Genomic DNA, 20,289 nt, shown 5'->3' on the forward strand with positions numbered 1-20,289 from the left:
CGGTCGGCCCCTGTCGCGCGGAGGCGGGGCGGGCCGCGTCGGCGGGATCCCCCTCCCGCCCGGACCGGTCGGGACGATGGTCGCGCGTTCCGACCCGCCGATCAACGGTCGGGGTGCGATCCGGGGCGCACCGCGCGGGGCGTCAGCCCCGACCGCCGTGCTCGTCCGGCGCGCCGCCGCCGTCCGCGGCCAGCGCCGCCGTCCCCGCCCGCAGCACCTCCACGATGCGGTCCACGTCGTACACCGCCCCGCCCCACGTCCCGCCGCTGGCGTCCTGGAGCGCCGCCCACAGCCGCGTGTCGTCGGGCAGCAGCGGGTGGGGCGCGAGCCCGGGGTGCGGCGGCCGCGCGGCGAGCACGGCGGCACCCTCGACCGCCGACACCCGCTCCCCGTCCACCGACCCGACGTAGTCGACCGACCCCTCGAGCCGCTCCACGTCGACGCGGATCGACACGACGTCGCCGTCGCGGAGCCGCCCGAGCGGGCCGCCGGCGAGCGCCTCCGGCCCGACGTGGCCGATGCAGGCGCCGGTGGAGACGCCGGAGAACCGCGCGTCGGTGACGAGCGAGATCTCCTTGCCGTAGGAGAGGTGCTTGAGCGCGGACGTGACCTGGTAGGTCTCCTCCATGCCGGTGCCGAGGGGGCCGCCGCCCATGATGACCATGATGTCGCCGGGGTGGACGTCGTGGGCCTTGATGGCGGCGATGGCGTCGGCCTCGGAGGTGTAGACCCGCGCCGGGCCGGTGTGCTCGAACACGCCGTCGGTGATGCGGGACGGGTCGATGGCGGTGGACTTGATGACGGAGCCCTCGGGGGCGAGGTTGCCCATCGGGAACGCGGTGGTCGGCGTGAGGCCGCGGCGGCGCGCCTGGTCGGGGCTCATGATGACGTCGTCGGGCTCGACGTGCTCCTGGTCGCGCAGGGCCTGGTGCATGCGGGCGCGGCGCTCGGAGCCGGCCCACCAGTCGAGCACGGTGCCGAGGGTCTCGCCGGTGGCGGTGAGCGCGTCGAGGTGCAGCAGGCCGAGGTCGCGCAGGTGGAGCATGACCTCGGGGGTGCCGCCGGCGAGGAACATCCGGACGGTGGGGTGCTGCACGGGCCCGTTGGGGAGCACGCTGACGATGCGGGGCACGGCCCGGTTGATGCGCGCCCAGTCGTCGACGGTGGGGCGCGGGACGCCGGCGGCGTGGGCGATGGCGGGCAGGTGCAGCAGCAGGTTGGTGGACCCGCCGACGGCGGCGTGCACGACCATCGCGTTCTCGAACGCCTCGGGGGTGAGGACGTCGCGCGTGGTGATGCCGCGGCGCCGCATGTCGAGCAGGGCGCGCGCGGACTGCCGGGCGATCTCCGCCCAGACGGGCTCCCCGGAGGGCGCGAGCGCGGAGTGGGGGAGCGCGAGGCCGAGCGCCTCCGCGATCACCTGGCTGGTGCCGGCGGTCCCGAGGAAGTGGCAGCCGCCGCCGGGGGACGCGCACGCGCGGCAGCCGAGCTCGGACGCGTCGGCGAGGCTCAGCTCGTCGTTGGCGAACCGCGCGCCGAGGGTCTGCACGCGCGCGAGGTCCTCGCCGGTGGTCGGCGGCAGCGTGACGCCGCCGGGCACCAGGACCGTCGGCAGGTCGTGCTGGGAGGCGAGCGCCATCATCGTGGCCGGCAGCCCCTTGTCGCAGGTCGCGACGCCCATGACGGCGTGCCGGGTGGGCAGCGAGCGGATGAGCCGGCGCATGACGGTGGCGGCGTCGTTGCGGTACGGCAGCGAGTCGAACATGCCGGTGGTGCCCTGCGCCCGGCCGTCGCACTGGTCGGAGACGAACGACGCGAACGGCAGGCCGCCGGCCTCGGCGATGGTCTCGGACGCGGCGCGCACCTGGTCGACGAGCTCGAAGTGCCCGGAGTGCAGGCCGAGCGCGATCGGCTCGCCGGCCTCGGACCGCAGCCCGCCGGCGGTGGAGACGATCATGACCTGCGGGCCCAGCATGTTGGCGCGCGGCCAGCCCATGCCGGCGTTCTGCGTCATGCCGAACACGTCGCCGCTGGGGGAGTCGCGCAGCACCTCGGCGGTCAGCGGCAGCCGCCCGCGCGGCCCCTCGGCGTGCGAGCGGACCGCGTAGATGCCGTCGTGCGGCTGCAGCAGCCCGTCCAGCACGCCCTCCGGCGTGCGGTCCGAGGCGCCGTCCGACGCGCCTTCCGGCGCGCCCTCCCGCGGGCCCGCCCCCGTCACGGCATGTCCTCGACGGTGGCCATGAGCGCGGCGAGCGCCTCGGCCTGCTCGGGCGTGGCGGGCAGGTGCGGCGCGGTGGAGTGGTGCTCCAGGCGGACGCCGCGCCCGACCATGCCCTCCTTGAGCAGCGGGAAGAACGGCGCGCCCAGGGAGTACAGCCCCATGAGCACGTCGATGCGCCGCTGGGCCCGCGCGATGGCCGCCGCGTCGCCGGAGTCGACGGCCCGCACGTAGGCGGCGCAGTACTCCGGGTACAGGTTCGCGAGCCCGCCGATGGCCCCGGCGCCGCCGGAGGTCACCACGTGGTGCAGGTTCTCGTCGAACCCGGCGAACACCCGGAAGTCCGGGAACTCCGGCAGCAGCTCGGTGAGCAGGCGCCGGGTGTGGCCGACCTCCAGCACGGTGTCCTTGTAGCCGACGATGTTCGGGTGCCGGCGCAGCAGCCGCCGCGTGACGTCCGGGCCCAGGTCGTAGCCGGTGCGGGCGGGGAAGTTGTACAGGTAGATGTCGCCCGGCACCTGCTCCGCGATCGCCGAGTAGTACGCCTCGATGCTCGCGTCCTCGAGCGCGAAGTAGTAGGGGCTGACGATCATCACGGCGGGCGCCCCGGCGTCCAGGGCGTACCGGCTGAGCTCGACGGTCTCGTCCACCCGCAGGCACGCGGTGCCGACGATCAGGTCGGCGCGCGGTGCGACGTGCCGGACGGCCAGGTCGATGAGCTCGCGCTTCTGCTCGGGCAGCAGCGCGAAGAACTCGCCGGTGCTGCCCATGAGGACGATGCCGTCGACGCCGCCGTCGAGGATGTGCTCCCAGACGGCCAGGTTGCCGTCGCGGTCGAGGGTGCCGTCGGCGTGGAACGCGGTGACGGCGGGGGCGTAGAACCGGGCCACCGCGCTCACCACACCCGGACGCGCGCGGCGCCGTCGGCGAGGGAGGCCAGCGGGCCCGGCGGGTAGGCGGTCCCGGGTTCCTTGCGGTGCCCGAGCAGGTCGACGTCGGCGACGACGGGCGTGCCGTCCGGGTTCTCGTACGACGCCGACGCGATGCGGACGTGGCCGAGGTCCCGGCCGGTCACGACGCCGACGCGCGGCGCGACCAGGGCGCCGGGCAGGTCGTGCTCCAGGTAGACGGCGTCGCCCTCGTCGACCACCCGCACGGTCGCGGGCCCGGCGACGGTGACGGCGTCGGTCTCGTGCGAGGCGGGCCGGGCGCCGTCCGCGTAGGCGTTCGACCGGACGTACGCCGGCTGCTGCTCGAGGTGGAACCGGGAGTGGTCGCCGGCCCCGCCGGGCGTCCCCACCCGGCGCAGGTACTCCTCCCACGACCCGGGCGCGCCGTCGTAGGCGTGCGTGCCGAACGTCTCGGGCGGGAACTCCTCCAGCACCAGCGGCGCGTCCGGGCCGTACACGCCGCGCCGCGCGCCGACGAACAGGTTGCCGACGTACCGGTCGTCGCCGGCGTAGACGAACGCGTAGCCCGCCACCTGCGTGGAGTGCGGCACGTGGTACGGCGTCGCGCGGTCCAGCACGGCCTGCATCCGCACGGCTCCGAGCACCAGGTTGTGCAGGAACGCGTTGCCCTGGCTGAACAGCTCGATCGCCGCGGGGGAGGCCAGCACGTTGTGGTCGACCGTCGCGGGACCGTGCGCCACCTCGATGAACAGGTCGCGGATGTTGCCGTACAGCAGGTTGCGCGTCACGCGCGTGCCCTGCACCTGCCAGTCGAGCCAGATGCCGAGCGTGGTGTCGTGCACGCGGTTGTGGCGGATGACGACGTCGAGCGGGGCGTGCAGCTTGATGCCCGCGATCTCGTAGCCGGAGAACTCGTGCTTGGTGCCGATGCGGTGGATGTGGTTGTCCTCGATGGTCGAGAACGCGCAGCCCAGGTGCCCGACGACGCCGTTCTGCCCGCAGTCGCGGATCTCGTTGCGGCGCACCACGTGGGAGCCGACGCGCTCGCGCTCCCAGCCCTGGTGCAGGGCGGTGAACACGGACTCGAGCTGGTACTGGTAGCCGGGCTTGTCGCCGCGCTCGTGGGCGAAGTTGTCGCCGCTCGCGGCGGTCTTGCCCAGGGAGATCCCGGCGCACGTCGCGTCGCGGACCAGGTTGTCCTCGATGACCCAGCCCTTCGACCAGCCGGGGCCGACGAGGCCGAGCTGCTCGGCGGTCGGCGGCGCCCACGGGGTCGCGGCCTGCGCGAGCTCGAAGCCGCGCACCGTGATGTAGTCGATGTGGTGCCGCACGGGCGTGAACACGGAGGGCCGGACGTTGACCTCGACCAGGGAGGCGTTCGGGTCGGCGCCGGCGAAGTTGGCCCAGATCGTCGTGACGTCCTCGCCGACCTCGGCGTACCAGACGAGCACGGTCCGGTCGGGCTCGAGCAGCTCGGTGTCGAGCGCGGTCCACTGGTAGCGGACGTGGGTGCGGCGCTCGGGCGCGGCGACGGCGGCGCGGTCCTGCGCCTCGTGCAGGGAGCGGCCGTCCAGGTACACCGCGCCGCGGTGGACGACGGGGCCGGGGTGCAGCCAGTCGCCGGCGACGGGCTCGTCGAACGGGTTGAGCTCCCCGAACAGCGTGTTCGGCACCTCGGCGCGCCAGACCGTGCCCCCCTCGGGCACCCAGCCGGTGACGACCTCCGCGCCGGTGATCGTCACGTGCTCGCCCGGGGCGGCCTCGAACGTGATGCGGCGGTCGTCGCCGGTGCCGCCGCGCACGGGGCGCACCCACTCGCGGTAGGTGCCCTCGTGGACCTGCACGGTGTCGCCGGGCATCGCCGCGCGGGCGGCCCGGTTGACGGTGCGGAACGGGGCGCCGGGGGAGCCGTCGGCCCGGTCCGAGCCGGTCACGGCGACGTGGAAGGTGGTCACGGCGGAGGTCCTCCGAGGGGTCGGGCCGGGTGCGGGCGCGCCTCCGCCCGCCGGCGTCGACGCCCCATGCGACGAAACTGTTTCCGCCGCGTTTCTGCTGGATCGACCCTAGACGGTGTCGGCGCCGAGCGGAAGTGGGGCGGCGACCGGCGACGGGGCGCCGCGGCGGCCTACCGGTCGTGGAAACTCTTTCGCTAGAGTTCCCCGCATGTCAGACCGCCCGCGCCGCCCCACGCTCGAGCAGGTCGCCGCCACCGCCGGGGTGTCGACGTCGACCGCCTCCAAGGTGCTCAACGGCCGCCCCGGCATCTCCGCGGAGACCCGGCGACGCGTCGAGGAGGCCATCGACGCGCTCGGCTACGCGCCCACCACCGGGCCGCGCGCCGGCACGCCGCCGGTCGGTGTGGCCGTGGTGTTCCGGACGCTGTCGGACATCTACGCGATGCGGGTGCTGGAGGGCGTCGTCGCCTCCGCGCGGGAGCACGGCATCGAGGTCGCCGTCGACGTGCTCGACGTGCCCGGCGGCAGCACCCCGCCGCTGTCCCCGGGCTGGATCCGCCGCCAGGCCGCCCCCGACCGCGCCGGCGTCGTCCTCGTCACGATGCAGACCACCGCCGAGCAGCACGCGCTCCTGCGGGACCTCGGCGTCGCGACCGTCCACGTCGACCCCGTGAACCCGCTGGACGACTCGACGGTCTCCGTCGGCTCCACCAACTTCTCCGGCGGCGTGCAGGCCACGCGCCACCTGCTCGACCTCGGGCACCGCCGCATCGCGTTCGCCGGCGGGGCCGAGTCGTTCCTGCCGTCCTCGGAGCGGCTCCAGGGCTACCTCAGCATGATGCGCGCCGGCGGCGGCCAGGTGGACGAGGCCCTCGTGCGCTCGCGGGCGCACACGTTCGCCGCGGGGCTCGAGATGGCGGACCACCTGCTCGACCAGCCCGAGCGGCCCACGGCGGTGTTCGCGGCGTCCGACTCGATCGCGCTCGGCGTGCTCGCGTCCGCACAGCGGCACGGGCTGCGCGTGCCGCAGGACCTGTCCGTGGTGGGGTTCGACGACAGCCCGGCGGCCTCGTCGTCCGCCCCGCCCCTCACCACCGTGCGGCAGCCCGTCGTCGAGATGGGCCGGGTCGCGCTGCGCACGCTGCTGCAGCTCGCGCGCGGCGAGGGCGTGGACTCCCACCACGTGCAGCTCTCGACGACGCTCGTGGTGCGGGAGTCGACGGCGCCCCCGGCGGGGTGACGGGGGCGGTCGGGCCCGGCTCGCGCCCCCGGCTCGGGCCGGCACGCGCCCCCGGCTCAGGCCGGCGCGGGCCCCGTGCTCGCGCGCAGCGTCAGCGACGTCGCCAGCTCGACGTGCCGCGACGCGGGCCTGCCGCCGTCGGCCATCGCGAGCACGGTCTGCACGGCCATCCGCCCCATCTCCTCCAGGTGCTGGTGCACGGTGGTGAGCGGCGGCGTGGTCCAGGCGGCCTGCGGGGTGTCGTCGAACCCGGTGACGCTGAGCTGCTCGGGCACGCGGACGCCGAGGGCGTGGGCCGCGGCGAGCACGCCGACCGCGATCTCGTCGTCGCCGCCCATGATGGCCGTCGGCGGGTCGTCGAGGGCCAGCAGCTCGTGCGCGTGCCGGGTGCCGGGCGCGACGGCGAACTGGTCGGACCGCACGAGCGCCGGGTCGACGGTGAGCCCGGCGGCGTCGAGCGCGGCCTGGTAGCCGTAGAGCCGGTCCCGGGCGGCGTCGGACGCCTCGGGGCCGCCGATCCAGCCGATGCGCCGGTGGCCGAGGCCGATGAGGTGCTCGGTGGCGGTGCGGGCGCCGGCCCAGTTGCTCGACCCGACGCTGACCATGTGCCGGTGCCGGGTGTCGACGGGGTCGACCATGACGAACGGCAGGTCCGCGTCGCTCGCCGCGCGGATGAGCCCGTCGGGCGCCGTCAGGGTCAGGCCGATGATGCCGACGACGCCGGCGGCGCGCTGGTCGGCCACCCACTCGCGGGCGACGGTGCGGTGCGTGCGGGACGCCCGCTCGGGGGCGAGGCGCACCAGCAGGTCGACCTGCTCGGCGGTCGCGGCGTCGATGGTGCCCTGGAGGACGCCGAGGATGTACGGCGAGGCCGGGATGTCGAAGACGACGGCGACGGCGCGGCGCGACGTGACCGGCGCGAGGCTCGTCGTGGGGCGGTAGCCGATCTCGGTGACGGCGGCCAGGATGCGCTCGCGCGTCTCGGCGGAGACGTCGTCCCGGCCGTTCAGCGCCTTGGACACGGTGGCCTTGGACACGCCGGCGGCCGCGGCGACGTCGGACAGGGTGGCGCGCCGCCGCTCCGGACCACTCGACATGGAGCTCCTCAGGTCGAAACTGTTTCGCGACTCTATAACAGTCGACGCCCCGAAGGCGTCGATTGGTGCGGGGGTGTTGCCAGACGGTGCGTCCACCCTCTACGGTCAAGCCACGATACAGGTTGCGAAACCGTTTCGAACTCACGAGGGGCCGCACGGCAGCGGCCCCGCCGACCAAAGGAGGTCTGCGTGCCTGTCGACGCACCGCCGTCAACCCTACTGATCGACGGTCGCCCCGCGGCTGAGATCGAGCTGCGGCACGTCTGGAGCCAGTGCCTCGGCGCCGGCCGGGCCAACGAGGCGCTGCGCGTCGACTGGCAGGACCACTTCCGCGAGGCCGTGGAGGTGCTCGGGGCCCGCTCCGTGCGGTTCCACGGGGTGTTCCACGACGACATGTTCGTGTACCGCGCGTCCAACGGCGGCGGGTTCGGCCCGCCCACGCCGCTCGAGAAGCCGGTCTACACGTTCGCCTACGTCGACAAGGTCTTCGACGCGATCCTCGACGCCGGCGCCCGCCCGTTCGTCGAGCTCGGCTTCATGCCGCGCGAGCTCGCCCGGGACACCGAGACGCTGTTCTGGTGGAAGGCCCACGGCAGCCCGCCCACGGACATGGACGCGTGGGTCGACCTCGTCACCGCCACCGTCCAGCACTGGGTCGACCGGTACGGCGTCGAGGAGGTGCGCCGCTGGCCGTTCGAGGTCTGGAACGAGCCGAACCTCGTGCCGCACTTCTGGACCGGCACCAAGACGGAGTACTTCGAGCTCTACGCGGCCACCGCCCGGGCGGTCAAGGGCGTCGACCCGCAGCTGCGCGTCGGCGGCCCGTCCTCGTCGGTGTTCGTCCCGGACGCCCGGTACGACGGCGAGTACCACGACCCCTCGCTCGAGGGCGCGACCGCCGAGGCGCCCGACCCCGACGTGCTGCCGTGGAAGCCGGTCTGGATCCACGAGCTCATCGCGTACTGCGCCGAGCGGGACCTGCCGATCGACTTCCTGTCGACCCACCTGTACCCGACGGACTTCGCGTTCGACACCCAGGGCGTCGGCCGGCCGATCAGCCGCCACCGGGACGCGACCCGGGACGACCTGCGCCGGCTCCGCGAGATCATCGCCGCGAGCCCGTACCCGGACGCCGAGCTGCACATCACCGAGTGGTCGACGTCGCCGTCCAGCCGCGACCGGATGCACGACACCCTGTTCGCCGCCACGTACATCACGCGGGCGTTCCTGCAGTGCCAGGACCTCGCCGACTCGATCTCGTACTGGACGTTCACGGACGTGTTCGAGGAGGGCGGCGGCGGCATCGGCCCGTTCCACGGCGGGTTCGGGTTCGTCAACGAGCAGGGCCTGCACAAGCCGACGTTCCACGCCATGGCGATGCTGAACCGCCTGGGCGACCGGATGCTGCTGCGGACCGAGCACGGGGTGCTGACCCGCACCGCCGACGACGCCGTCGCCGGGGTGTTCTTCAACTACCCCGACTCGATGGGCTCCCGCTCCGTCGGCAGCGCCAACAGCTACGCCGCCACCCGCGCGCTGGCCTCCGAGGGGCCCGCCCGCCGCATCACGCACACCGTCGCCGGCCTGCCCGCCGGCGCCGCGTACACCGTCGAGGTCCTCGACTGGGAGCACGGGAACGTCGCGGAGGAGTGGTTCCGCCGCGGCGAGCCCCTCAACCTGTCGCGCCGCGACGTCGCCGAGCTCGCCGAGGTCGCCGACGCCCTGGACCGCCGCACCGTCACGGTCGGCGCCGACGGCGTGCTGGTGATCGACCTCGACCTGCCCGCCTGGGCGGTGGCGTCCGTCGCCCCCGCCGAGCACCACCCCCGCTGAAACGCCCGCTGGATACCCGGAAACCGGAAAGGACCTCACCGATGAGGATCACCCGCAAGTCCGCTGGAGCGGCCGCTGCCGCCGCCGTCACGGCCCTCGCCCTCACCGCGTGCGGCGGTGGCGGCGGGGGAGGTGGCTCCGCCGAGGAGGCGAGCGACGACAACAAGCCCGACAAGCTCACGGTCGCCGCGTGGATGGACTTCCCGCAGGAGCTGCTCGACTCGTTCGAGGAGGAGACCGGCATCGAGGTCGTCGTCAACTCGTTCCCCGACGGCGCCTCCGCCCAGACCGTCCTGCGCAACGGCCTGTCCTCCGACGGCGCCGGCCTGTCCGACGTCCACCTGGTCGAGCTCGACTGGTGGGCCGAGATGATGGCCGTCCCCGAGGACTGGGTCGAGCTGCCGGAGATCCCGGACCGCTGGGTCGACTGGAAGGTCTCGCAGGGCTCCGTCGACGGCGCGATCACCGGCTACGGCACCGACATCGGCCCGCTCGCCATCGCGTTCAACCAGGACATGACGGCCGAGGCCGGCGTCGCCACCGACCCGGAGTCGCTCGGCGAGTTCATCGGCGGGGACGACGCCACCTGGCAGACGTTCCTCGACGCCGGCCGCGAGTACGTCGCCGCGAGCGACAACTACTTCATCGACTCGCTGACCAACGCGTTCCAGGCCGCGATCAACCTGCTGCCCGCCGCGTTCGAGGACCCGGAGTCCGGCCTGCCGTACGACCTGTCGGAGAACACCGAGGTCAAGGACCTCTTCATGATGTTCGCCGACGCCGCCGAGGACGACATCTCCGCCGGCATCGCCATCGGCCACGCCGACTGGGGCGCCGGGTTCCAGAACGAGCAGTGGGCCACCGTGGTCACGCCCGCCTGGATGACCGGGATCATCGCGGACAACGCCGACGGCATCGACGGCTGGCGCATCGCCAGCACGTTCCCTGACGGCGGCGGCAACTGGGGCGGCTCGTTCTTCGCCGTCCCGTCCACCGGCAAGAACACCGCGTGGGCCACGGAGCTCGCGGACTACCTGACCTCGCCCGACGCGGCGATCGACTGGTTCAACACCACCGGCCAGTTCCCGTCGCAGCTCGAGGCCATGTCCGCCCCCGAGATCGCCGAGTCCACCAACCCGTTCTTCGGCGACCAGCAGGTCGGCAAGATCTACGGCGACCTCGCGGCAGCGGCCGGCGACGCCGCGGCCGGCGGCTACCGCGGCGAGAACTTCGCCGGCATCCAGACCCTCGTCACGGACGGCATCCGCCTGGTCGAGTCCGACAGCGCCACCGCCCAGGAGGCGTGGGACTCCGTGGTCGCCAACTTCGACGCCCTGGGCTTCGAGACCGCGAGCTGACCCGACGCGGCCGGCGCCCCCGCGAGGGCGCCGGCCGCGACCGGGGCTGCCGGCCGGTGTGCGCGCCGGCCGGCAGCCCGTCCACCAGACGCACGTCACGGAAGGCTCACGCATGTCATCCAGATCGGCGGCACCGGGTGCGGTGCGCCGCGTGGGGTGGGGTCAGCGGCTCTCGCGGTGGGACATCAAGGTCTCGCCGTACCTGTACGTCTCGCCCTTCTTCATCCTGTTCGCGGTCTTCGGGGCGTTCCCGCTCCTGTTCAACGTCGTCGTGGCCCTGCACGACTGGCACCGTCGCGCCGGCATGGGCGACTTCGTCGGGTTCGACAACTTCACGTGGGTGCTCAAGCAGCCGCTGTTCTGGCGCTCGCTGGAGAACACGTTCTCGATCTTCCTGTGGGGCAGCGTCCCGCAGCTCGTCCTCGCGCTGCTCATCGCGGCGGTGCTCGACCAGAACCTGCGCGCCCGGACGTTCTGGCGCATGAGCGTGCTGGTCCCGTTCGTCGTGATGCCCGTCGCGACGTCCATGATCTTCGGCCAGGTGTTCGGGCAGTTCGGGCTGCTGGTGCCGAACCTGCACGACCTGGGGCTGCTCACCGGGCTCGACTCGCCGTTCTTCCAGGACCGGATGCTGTCGCACATGGCGATCGGCTCGATGGTCGTGTTCCGGTGGACCGGCTACAACGCGCTGATCTTCCTCGCCGCCATGCAGGCCGTGCCGCGCGAGCTCTACGAGGCGTCGACCGTCGACGGCGCGAGCCGCACCCGGCAGTTCTTCTCCGTGACGATCCCGAGCATCCGGCCGACCATGATCTTCGTCATCCTCACGATGACGATCGGCGGGCTGCAGATCTTCGACGAGGCCCGCATGTTCGACGGCGGCGGCACCGGCGGCGGCAAGGGCGGTGCCGACAACCAGTGGACGACCGTCGTGCTCTACCTCTACGAGCTCGGCTTCGGCGACTGGCAGGACCGGCTGGGCCAGGCCGCGGCCGTCGGGTGGATCTTCGCGCTCATCATCGCCGTGTTCTCCCTGGTGAACTTCCTGCTCACCCGGTCCATCTCGTCCTCGCAGTCCAAGGCGTCCCGCGTCACCCGCGCCCAGCACAACGCGGCGGTCGCCCGGGCGCGGGCCGTCGCGGCCGGGTCGGTCGCGTCCGCCCCGCAGGGTCCTGAGACGGTCGCCGCGCCGACCTCCGGGCCACCGGGGCCGGCCGACGACGCCGACGCCGACGCCACCCAGGAAGGAGTGCGGTCGTGAGCACCGGATTCATCGAGAACACCGCGGGTCGCGGCGCCGCCGCCTACGCCAGGAAGCGTGCCGCCCGCGGCCGGCCCGTCCCGCAGCACGAGTCCGCCGGCCGCCGGCCCGGGTGGGTCACGTACGTGATCCTCACGGTCGTGTTCGTGGTGTCGGTCTTCCCGCTGTACGCCTCCGCGATGTACGGGTCGTCCACCACGCAGGAGATCGCCCGCGCCGTCGGCACCCTGCCGACCTGGTTCCCGACGCTCGTGCTGATCGAGAACTTCGGCGAGGTGTTCAACGCCTCGCAGTTCAACTTCTGGATGGCGTTCCTGAACTCCGTCCTCGTGGCCGTGTCCGTCACGGCGTCGACGGTGTTCTTCTCGACGCTCGCCGGGTTCAGCTTCGCGAAGCTGCAGTTCCGCGGGCGCCAGGCGCTGTACGTCGCGGTCATCGCCACCATGGCGATCCCCGCGCAGGTCGGCACCATCCCGATGTTCATCATGATGAACGACTTCGGGTGGATCGACTCGCTGCTCGCCCTGACCGTCCCGACGCTCGTCACCGCGTTCGGCGTGTTCTGGATGACGCAGTACCTGCAGGAGGCGCTGCCGTTCGAGCTCGTCGAGGCCGCCCGCGTCGACGGCGCGTCGATGTTCCGCACGTTCTGGTCGATCGCGCTGCCCGCCGCCCGGCCGGCCGCCGCGACGCTCGCGCTGTTCACGTTCGTCGGGTCGTGGAACAGCTTCTTCTGGCCGTCGGTCGTCATGCGGTCGCAGCTCACGATGCCGCTGGTGGTGCCGCAGCTCAAGGGGGCGTTCACCACCGACACCGGCCTGGTGATGTCCGGCGTGTTCCTCGTGGCGGCGCCGCTGCTCGTCGTGTTCGTCGTCGCCGGCAAGCAGCTGGTGTCCGGCGTGATGGCGGGCGCCGTCAAGGGCTGACGCGCCGGCCCCGCCGGCCGGCGACCACGGGGTCGCCGCCGCCCGGGCCGCCGCAGCGGAGCGCGAGGTCGTCACTCCGGGCCGAGGTCGTCAGCCCGGCGTGACGACCTCGGCCGCACGTGACGACCTCGGCTGCACGGGACGACCTCGGCGGCACCTGACGACCTCGGCTGCACGTGACGACCTCGCACGCCGGGCGACTGCCTCGCGGCGGCACCCGCCTGCACCCCGGGCCCCGGGCCCGTCGCCCACCGGGTCGGCGAGGTCGTCACTGCGGGCCCAGGTCGTCAGCCCGGCGTGACGACCTCGGCCGTACCTGACGACCTCGCGCCGGCTGGGCGCGTCCGCGGGGCGCCGTGACACGCGGGGGCTCCGCGGCGTTAGGCTGCTCCCGACGGCGACGCACCCACGGTGGTCCGCGTCGTGGTCCCGCGAGGCGTATGGCGGCGTGCCACCCCCGGGTGGCCGGTGGAGTCACTCCCGCCGGGGGCGCAAGGCTCGGCCCTGACCGCGGCGCCCCGGCGTGCCGGGAGGTCCCGGTCGTCCGGTGGCGCGCACATGCACCACGGTGGCGTGCGGTGCCGGGCGTCCGGACGGGTCCGGGTGCCCGGATCGTCGGGGGTTCCGGCAGTCGGAGCGCCGGGGCGGTCGGATCGTCCTGGGTGGCTGGGTCGTTCTGGGCTGCCGGGTCGTCCTGGGTGGCCGGGTCTTCCCGGGCGGCTGGATCGACCCGGGCGGTCGGGTCGTCCCGGGTGGTCGGGTCGTCCGGAGTTCTGCCGGTGCGGGTGTCCGGGCGGTGCCCGTCCGGGGCGTCGCGGACGCGTGTGCTGCGGCGCCGGCGCGTGCCGTGCCGCCGTCGTCGCTGCGGTCGGTCGTCGAAGGAGGAGATGTGGCAGGAGCGGGCTCGGGTCGGCGGCGGTCCGGTGGTGGGCGCTCCGCGTCCGGTGGTGGCGGTGCCGCCACCGCGCAGCGACGTCGTGCGCCGCGCCGCTCGGAGGAGGGGCTGATCCCCGTCCTCGCCGCGGCGGCCCGCGACGTCGACGCGATCGTCCGCCGGCCCCCGACGCGCCCGGCCGTGCGCACCAGGTTCCAGGTCGTCGCCCTGCTGGTCCGCGAGGAGCGCGCCCGGGTGATGGGCGACGCCGAGCTCGGGCAGTCCCGCCGCACCGAGCAGCTCAAGCGGCTCGACGGCGTGGCGACGCTGCTCGCGAAGATCGCCGCCCGCGACACCTCCCTGCTGGCGCTGCTCGGCGACGACGCCCGCGTCTCCGACGCCGCGCGCACCCTGAAGGCCACGATGATGCGCGCCGGTGGGCTGGAGCCGCCGGAGGAGCCCGAGGAGCCCGCGCCCGTGCAGCCCGAGCCGGGCGCCGAGAAGCGCGTCGTGCCCCGCTCCGTCGTCGCCCGGCAGCTCGCGAACCCCTTCCTGGCCCCCGACTTCGAGGCCGCCGCCGAGCGGATGGCCGGCCGCCCGCGCCGCCTCGCAGGCTGGGAGCTGCTCGAGCCGCTGTTCCGCTCGTTCGAGCAGGCGCCCGCCGGTGCACCCGCGTGCATGCCGCTGCCCGACGGCCGCCTCGTCCAGGTGCCCGCCGGTCGCGAGCTCATGCCGCACCAGGCGCAGGTCGTCGCCGCGACCGCCGCCGGCCACCGCACCTACCTGCTCGCCGACGAGCCGGGCCTCGGCAAGACCGCCCAGGCGCTGCTGTCCGCCCGCGCCGCCGACGCCTACCCGCTGCTCGTCGTCGTCCCCAACGTCGTCAAGACCAACTGGGCGCACGAGGTCCGCATGTGGACGCCCGAGCGGCAGCCCACGGTGGTGCACGGCGACGGCGAGGGCGTGAACGGCTTCGCGGACGTCGTCATCGTCAACTACGAGCTGCTGGACCGGCACGTCGGCTGGCTCGGCGACTTCGGGTTCCGCGGCATGGTGGTCGACGAGGCGCACTTCATCAAGAACAAGGGCTCGCAGCGCTCGCGGCACGTGCTCGCCCTGTCGGAGCGGATCCGGGAGCGCGCGCCCCGGCCGCTGCTCATGGCGCTCACCGGCACGCCGCTCATCAACGACATCGAGGACTTCCGCGCCATCTGGCAGTACCTCGGCTGGATCGACGACGAGAAGCCGCTCGGCCGCCTCATGACCGCCCTGGAGGAGACGGGCCTGACGCCGGCCGACCGCGGGTTCTCCGCCGCCGCGCGCACCGCCGTCATCGACATGGGCATCGTCCGGCGCCGCAAGATCGACGTCGTCGCCGACATCCCCGCCCGCCGCGTCGCGGACCTGCCCGTCGAGCTGGACGGCGCCGTCGGCCGCTCCATCCGGGCCGCCGAGGAGGCGCTCACCCGCCGCATGGTCGAGCGGTACCACGCGGCGCTCGCCGCCCGGTCCGAGGTCTCCGACGGCCTCGACCGCGACCTGGTGCGCCGCGTCGCCGCCACGGAGCTCAAGGACTCCAGCAGCAAGGGCGGCGGCGAGAACGTCTTCACGATGGTCCGTCGCATCGGCCAGGCGAAGGCCGGGCTGGCCGCCGACTACGCCGCCCAGCTCGCCCGCAACGTCGGCAAGGTCGTGTTCTTCGCCAAGCACGTCGACGTCATGGACACCGCCGAGCAGCTCTTCGCCGACCGCGGCATCCGGTACGCGTCCATCCGCGGCGACCAGACGCCGAAGGCCCGCGAGAAGAACGTCACCGCGTTCACCGACGACCCCGAGGTGCAGATCGTCGTCTGCTCCCTCATGGCCGCCGGCGTCGGCCTCAACCTGCAGGTCGCGTCCAACATGGTGCTCGCGGAGCTCTCCTGGACGGACGCCGAGCAGACCCAGGCCATCGACCGCATCCACCGCATCGGCCAGTCCGAGCCCGTCACCGCCTGGCGGATCATCGCCGCCCAGACCGTCGACGCGAAGATCGCCGAGCTCATCGACGCCAAGTCCGGCCTCGCGGCGCGGGCGCTCGACGGCGCCGGGGAGCAGGAGGACGCCGGGGCGGCGGACGTGCAGCTCGAGACGCTCGTGGGGCTGCTGACCGAGGCGCTGGAGGCGGAGGCCGCCCGGGGCTGAGCGGCGGGACGGAGCGAGGTCGTCCCCAGGCCCGGGCGCGCTCTTGCGAATGTTTCGTTTCTCGCGCATCGTGTGCGTATGAGCACCGCCCTTGCCGCCAGGACCACGCTGCCACCCTCCGAGGGTGCCGAGGTCGAGTCGGTGAGGTTGCTCGCGCGCGCTCTCGAGCAGCCGACGGCCCGGCTCGTCGCCCCGGACGGGACCGCCGTCGACATCCCGTCCCCGGTGCACGACGTGCTCGTACGGGTCGTCGAGGCGATGGAGGCCGGTCGGGCGATCACCGTCGCTCCCGTGGAGCAGCGGCTGACGACCTCCCAGGCGGCCGACTTCCTGGGCGTCTCACGGCCCACGGTCGTGAAGCTCCTCGAGGAGGGTCGGATCCCGTTCGAGCGGGTCACGCGGCACCGCCGGGTGCGCCTCGACGACCTGCTCGCGTTCCGGGACGACCGACGGCGCGAACAGCGCGCGCAGCTCGACGGCATCACGCGCCAGGCGGTGGCCGACGGGCTCTACGACGCCGCCGCCTCCGACTACGAGAACGCCCTCCGTCGCGCTCGTGCGGGCGGGGGCGACGGCGCGAGCGACCGGTAGCGGGGATCCGTGAGCTTCGGGGCGCTGCTCGACGCCTGCGTGCTCGTCCCCGCCTCGCTGGCCGACACGCTCCTTCGCGCGGCGGAGGCGGGGCTGTACCGCCCGCTCTGGTCGGCGGAGATCCTCCGAGAGGTGCGTTCCGCCGTCCTCGAAGTCCACCCGGAGATCGCGCCGACGCATGTCGACGCGCGACTCACGGCCATGCAGAGCGCCTTCGAGGACGCCACGGTCCTGGGGTGGGAGCCGCTCGTCGACGGGATCGTCCTCGGCGGCGACCCCGACGACTTCCTGCTCGACCTCGCAGACCTCGACCCGCCGACGATGGTCGCGGTGATCGAGAGCCAGTCGCGCGGCACGGGCCGTCCACCGCTCTCCCCGGGGCAGGTGCTGGACTCGCTCGGCCGTGCGGGGACCCCGGGGTTCGCGGCATCGATGCGGCCCCTCCTCGGACTGTCATCCGACTGACCGCCCCGGTGTTCCCGGATCGCCGTGGCCGTGCCACGATCCGTCGCGTGACGAGTCCGCCCGGCTCCCCGGCCGCGTCCCCGCGCGTCGCCCCGCTGCGGGTGCGGATGGTCGGGCGGGACCCGCTGGAGCGGCTGCGGACCGCGACGCCGCTGGAGCTGCTGTTCGACCTGACGTTCGTCATTGCGTTCGGGCGGACGGCGGAGGAGCTCGCCGTCCTGGTCGCGGACGGCCACGTCGGCGCGGCGGTCACCGGGTTCGCGTTCGCGACGTTCGCCGTGTCCTGGGCGTGGATCAACTTCACGTGGTTCGCCTCGGCGTACGACACCGACGACTGGCTGTTCCGGCTCACCACGATGGTCCAGATGGTCGGCGTCCTCATCCTGGCGCTGGGCGTCCCGCCGATGTTCGAGTCCCTCGCCGCGGGGGAGCACCTCGACAACCGGGTGCTCGTGCTCGGCTACGTCGTGATGCGCGTGCCGATGGTGCTCCAGTGGAGCCGCGCGGCGCTCGCCGACCCGGACCGACGGCCGAGCATCGCGGTGTTCATCGCGACGCTGCTCGCCGCGCAGGCCGGGTGGGTGGCGCTCGCCCTGGTCGACGTCCCGACGGTCACGGCCCTGGTCCTCGTCGTCCCGCTCATGGTGCTCGAGGCCGTCGGCCCGGTCGTCGCCGAGCGCGTGCACGGCGGCACCCCCTGGCACCCCCACCACATCGCGGAGCGGTACGGGCTGGTCGTCATCATCGCCGTCGGTGAGGGGCTCACCGGCACGACGTTCGCGCTCGCCGCGATCCTCGAGGAGTCCGGCTGGACCGTCGAGACCGCGCTGCTCGGGCTCGCCGGCGTGGCCCTGACGTTCGGCCTGTGGTGGGCGTACGACGTCATGCCGAGCGGTGCGCTCCTGGCCGCGCGCCGGCGGCGGTCGTTCGCGTGGGGGTACGGGCACATCGTGCTGTTCGGCTCCATCGTCGCGACCGGTGGCGGGCTGCACGCGGCGGCGTTCTCGCTGGAGGGCGCCAGCGCGCTGGGGCGGGTCGGGACGCTGCTGACGGTCGCCGTGCCCGTGACGGTCTACGTGGCGACGTTCACAGCGCTGTTCGGGGCGCTGAGCCGGGAGCGCGGGCGCGTCCACGTCGGGCTGGCGGCGGCGTCCGCGGCGGTGGTGGTCGGGGCCGTGGCGCTGGTCGTCGCGGGGGCGCCCCTGGTGTGGGGCCTGCTCGTGCTGGCGCTGGTGCCGTGGGTGACGGTCGTCGGGCACGGGCTCGCGGGACGGCGCGCCGAGGACCAGGCGGCGGCCGTGAAGGAGGTCGGGGAGGTGTGAGCACGGGGCGATGACCCGTCGCCGCGCCGCCCGGACAGCACCTACCGTGCGCGGGTGGCGAACCAGCTCCTGCTCTCCGGCTCCGTCCCCGCTGACCCCTGGCGCCCGCCCGTCCCGGTGGCGCTGCACCGCATCGGCGAGGAGGACCTGGCGGACGTCGGCCGCGGCTACTGGTCCGCCTACCGGGGAACGGCGGACGAGATGTCGCTGACCGCCGCCTCGGACGACGTGCTGGCGGCGTGGAACGGCGAGTACGGCCGCTGGCTGACGGCGGGGAGCCTGCTGACGCGGATCGGCGACGACCTGTGCGGCGCGATCATCACCGTCGAGGACCCACCGTGGCCAGACGTCCCGCGCGGCCCCTTCATCACCGACCTGTTCGTCGTCCCGGACGCGCGCCGCCGCGGCATCGGGCGGGCCCTCGTGCACGCCGTCCAGCGGGCGGTTCCCGCCCCCATCGGGTTGCGGGTCGACGACTCCGCGCCCGACGCGCTCCGGCTCTACCTCTCGCTCGGCTTCGCGCCTGCGGGGTGACCGGCCGTGCGCCGGCCGGGGACGCGGTGAGCGGGCACCGCCGCGCTCCCTCGTCCCCGACCGGAGTGCTCGGTCGCTGCGGTCAGGCCTCCGAGGCGGCGCCGCGGTCCACGAGCGTGAACACGCTGGCCGGGCTGGACGGGTCCGGCTCGATCGCGAGGCCGCCCTCCTGGTCCGCGACCACGACGCCCGCCTCCGACGAGATGTTCACCTGGTCCGGCTGGTCGAGCGTCCCGACCTGGATCTGCTGGTCGGCGGCCGCCGGGTCGCACGTCGCCACCGTGACGACGCCGTCGCCCGGGATGCTCAGGCACGACGGCTCCGCGTCCGTCGTCGCGACGGTCCGCACCTGGAACGCCGAGCCGTTCGGCTCGAACACCCACGTGGTCGGCACCCCGCCGGCCTCCGCCGGGTCGGTCACCGTGGTGACGCCGCCCTCGACGGTCGTGGTCACCCACTCGCCGCCGTACGTCTGGATGTCGACCTGGTGCGTGCCCGCGAGCAGGTCGTCGCCGGCGGGTGCCGACGCGTCGTCATCGGCGCCGTCGTCGGCGGGGTCCGTGGTCGTGACGGGGTCGGGCGCCGGCGCCGTGGTGTCGGTGCTCTCCGTGTCGTCGTCGCCGCCGGTGCACGCCGACGTCCCGACGACGAGGGCACCCGCGGCGAGGGCGAGCACGAACGCGCGCGGGGCGCGAGCGCGGGTCCAAGGGCGGGTGGGGGTCGTGGTCACGGGATGTCCTCCAGCGGGTCGGCCCGATCGCGGCTCGATCGGCGGGTGCCGCGAGGGTCCGGCGGATGGTCCCGCACGGCCCTCACCTCGAACGTAACGGGCGAGGGGGGTGGTGCAAGCGGGATCGGGTCGTGGCCGACGGTCTGTCACCGGATCGGGCTGCCCGCCGCCGCAGCGGTCGGCAGCACCGCGGGGAGCGCCGGGTCGACCGGGTCAGGACAGCCGGCGGGCGATGTGGCGGTCGACGTCGTCGTCCGTCGGGACGCCGTACAGCGGGTCGGAGAGCCGGGACCAGTCGCCGAACTCGGGCCTGTCGAGCCAGAACCCCGCGACGGGCGCGTCGTGGAGCTCGACCTCCTCGCCCACGGGGTTGCCGGTCTCGACGTGCAGGACGGTGCCGCTCCCGTCGGGGGCGAAGCGGGCGATCGTGTGGCCGAGCGACTCGGAGCCGCGGGCGTAGAGGCGGGCGTCGTCCGGATACCGGTAGTCCACGGTCGTCTCGCGCCAGAGGCGCCCTTGCCGAGGTGCGTAGTCGATCTGGCGGTAGAGGGTCCCGGCGGGCGTGAAGAACCCGCACCGGAACCCCTCGTCTCCCGAGACGCCGATGATCCACCGCTGACGTGGACGGCCGTCCTCCAGCCGGTCCTCGGCGTCGACCACGCAGAGGAACTCCCTCCGCTCGTCGTAGATCGCGCGCGCCTTGGCCTCGTCGTACCAGCCCACGCCGGGGACCGGCAGCCGGGTCCTGCTGCTCCAGCGGCCGGTGTACAGGACGTCGGTCATGTCGCTC

16 protein-coding genes are annotated in these 20,289 nt (G+C 74.0%); 10 read left to right on the top strand and 6 right to left on the bottom strand.

Annotated features, from left to right (window positions below):
* Positions 1-142: 142 nt before the first annotated feature.
* The 3 genes from AAHH18_RS03050 to AAHH18_RS03060 are packed head-to-tail and all read right to left on the bottom strand — an operon-like array spanning position 143 to position 5,084.
* The gene (locus AAHH18_RS03050) at positions 143-2,218 is read right to left on the bottom strand and encodes a YjhG/YagF family D-xylonate dehydratase (RefSeq protein ID WP_343300522.1); all 2,076 of its coding nucleotides are present in this window, start codon (positions 2,216-2,218) and stop codon (positions 143-145) included.
* Positions 2,215-3,108, bottom strand: a complete 894-nt coding sequence (locus AAHH18_RS03055; RefSeq protein WP_343300523.1) for a dihydrodipicolinate synthase family protein — start codon at positions 3,106-3,108, stop codon at positions 2,215-2,217. Before AAHH18_RS03055 ends, AAHH18_RS03050 begins: the two co-directional genes overlap by 4 nt.
* Before the next feature lie 5 nt (positions 3,109-3,113).
* Positions 3,114-5,084 carry a right-handed parallel beta-helix repeat-containing protein gene (locus AAHH18_RS03060; protein ID WP_343300524.1) on the bottom strand — a complete coding sequence of 657 codons (1,971 nt, stop codon included), beginning with the start codon at positions 5,082-5,084 and terminating at the stop codon, positions 3,114-3,116.
* A 208-nt stretch (positions 5,085-5,292) separates the two neighbouring features.
* Between AAHH18_RS03060 and AAHH18_RS03065 the strand changes: the two genes are divergently transcribed.
* Complete coding sequence (locus AAHH18_RS03065; RefSeq protein ID WP_343300525.1) at positions 5,293-6,324, top strand: LacI family DNA-binding transcriptional regulator; 1,032 nt, start codon at positions 5,293-5,295, stop codon at positions 6,322-6,324.
* Between the two features lie 56 nt (positions 6,325-6,380).
* On the opposite strand, the gene AAHH18_RS03070 is transcribed toward AAHH18_RS03065, so the two are convergent.
* Positions 6,381-7,421, bottom strand: coding sequence for a LacI family DNA-binding transcriptional regulator (locus AAHH18_RS03070; RefSeq protein WP_283321398.1), 1,041 nt, complete (start codon positions 7,419-7,421; stop codon positions 6,381-6,383).
* Between the two features lie 189 nt (positions 7,422-7,610).
* Between AAHH18_RS03070 and AAHH18_RS03075 the strand changes: the two genes are divergently transcribed.
* The 9 genes from AAHH18_RS03075 (at position 7,611) to AAHH18_RS03115 (ending at position 18,769) form a co-directional block, all read left to right on the top strand.
* Positions 7,611-9,254, top strand: coding sequence for a GH39 family glycosyl hydrolase (locus AAHH18_RS03075; protein ID WP_343300526.1), 1,644 nt, complete (start codon positions 7,611-7,613; stop codon positions 9,252-9,254).
* A gap of 41 nt (positions 9,255-9,295) precedes the next feature.
* The gene (locus AAHH18_RS03080) at positions 9,296-10,612 is read left to right on the top strand and encodes an ABC transporter substrate-binding protein (RefSeq protein ID WP_343300527.1); all 1,317 of its coding nucleotides are present in this window, start codon (positions 9,296-9,298) and stop codon (positions 10,610-10,612) included.
* Between the two features lie 112 nt (positions 10,613-10,724).
* Entirely contained in the window at positions 10,725-11,873 is a 1,149-nt protein-coding gene (locus tag AAHH18_RS03085; protein WP_283321395.1) for a carbohydrate ABC transporter permease, read from the top strand.
* The gene (locus tag AAHH18_RS03090; RefSeq protein WP_343300528.1) at positions 11,870-12,799 is read left to right on the top strand and encodes a carbohydrate ABC transporter permease; all 930 of its coding nucleotides are present in this window, start codon (positions 11,870-11,872) and stop codon (positions 12,797-12,799) included. The genes AAHH18_RS03085 and AAHH18_RS03090 overlap by 4 nt, the downstream gene beginning before the upstream one ends.
* A gap of 889 nt (positions 12,800-13,688) precedes the next feature.
* Positions 13,689-15,857: a DEAD/DEAH box helicase gene (locus AAHH18_RS03095; protein WP_459349071.1), complete on the top strand. Its 2,169-nt coding sequence runs from the start codon at positions 13,689-13,691 to the stop codon at positions 15,855-15,857.
* A gap of 78 nt (positions 15,858-15,935) precedes the next feature.
* Positions 15,936-16,448 (top strand): helix-turn-helix domain-containing protein, encoded by a 513-nt coding sequence (locus AAHH18_RS03100; RefSeq protein WP_343300529.1) that lies wholly within the window; start codon positions 15,936-15,938, stop codon positions 16,446-16,448.
* 9 nt (positions 16,449-16,457) lie between these two features.
* Positions 16,458-16,913, top strand: coding sequence for a PIN domain-containing protein (locus AAHH18_RS03105; protein ID WP_343300530.1), 456 nt, complete (start codon positions 16,458-16,460; stop codon positions 16,911-16,913).
* A gap of 47 nt (positions 16,914-16,960) precedes the next feature.
* Positions 16,961-18,235, top strand: a complete 1,275-nt coding sequence (locus AAHH18_RS03110; protein WP_343300531.1) for a low temperature requirement protein A — start codon at positions 16,961-16,963, stop codon at positions 18,233-18,235.
* A 54-nt stretch (positions 18,236-18,289) separates the two neighbouring features.
* Complete coding sequence (locus AAHH18_RS03115) at positions 18,290-18,769, top strand: GNAT family N-acetyltransferase (RefSeq protein WP_343300532.1); 480 nt, start codon at positions 18,290-18,292, stop codon at positions 18,767-18,769.
* Between the two features lie 82 nt (positions 18,770-18,851).
* Here AAHH18_RS03115 and AAHH18_RS03120 read toward each other — a convergent pair whose 3' ends face one another.
* Complete coding sequence (locus AAHH18_RS03120; protein ID WP_343300533.1) at positions 18,852-19,499, bottom strand: hypothetical protein; 648 nt, start codon at positions 19,497-19,499, stop codon at positions 18,852-18,854.
* Positions 19,500-19,712: 213 nt separating this feature from the next.
* Positions 19,713-20,282 carry a hypothetical protein gene (locus AAHH18_RS03125; RefSeq protein ID WP_343300534.1) on the bottom strand — a complete coding sequence of 190 codons (570 nt, stop codon included), beginning with the start codon at positions 20,280-20,282 and terminating at the stop codon, positions 19,713-19,715.
* Positions 20,283-20,289: the final 7 nt, after the last annotated feature.

Origin of the sequence: Cellulomonas olei, assembly GCF_039548315.1 — a bacterium.
GTDB lineage: Bacteria > Actinomycetota > Actinomycetes > Actinomycetales > Cellulomonadaceae > Cellulomonas.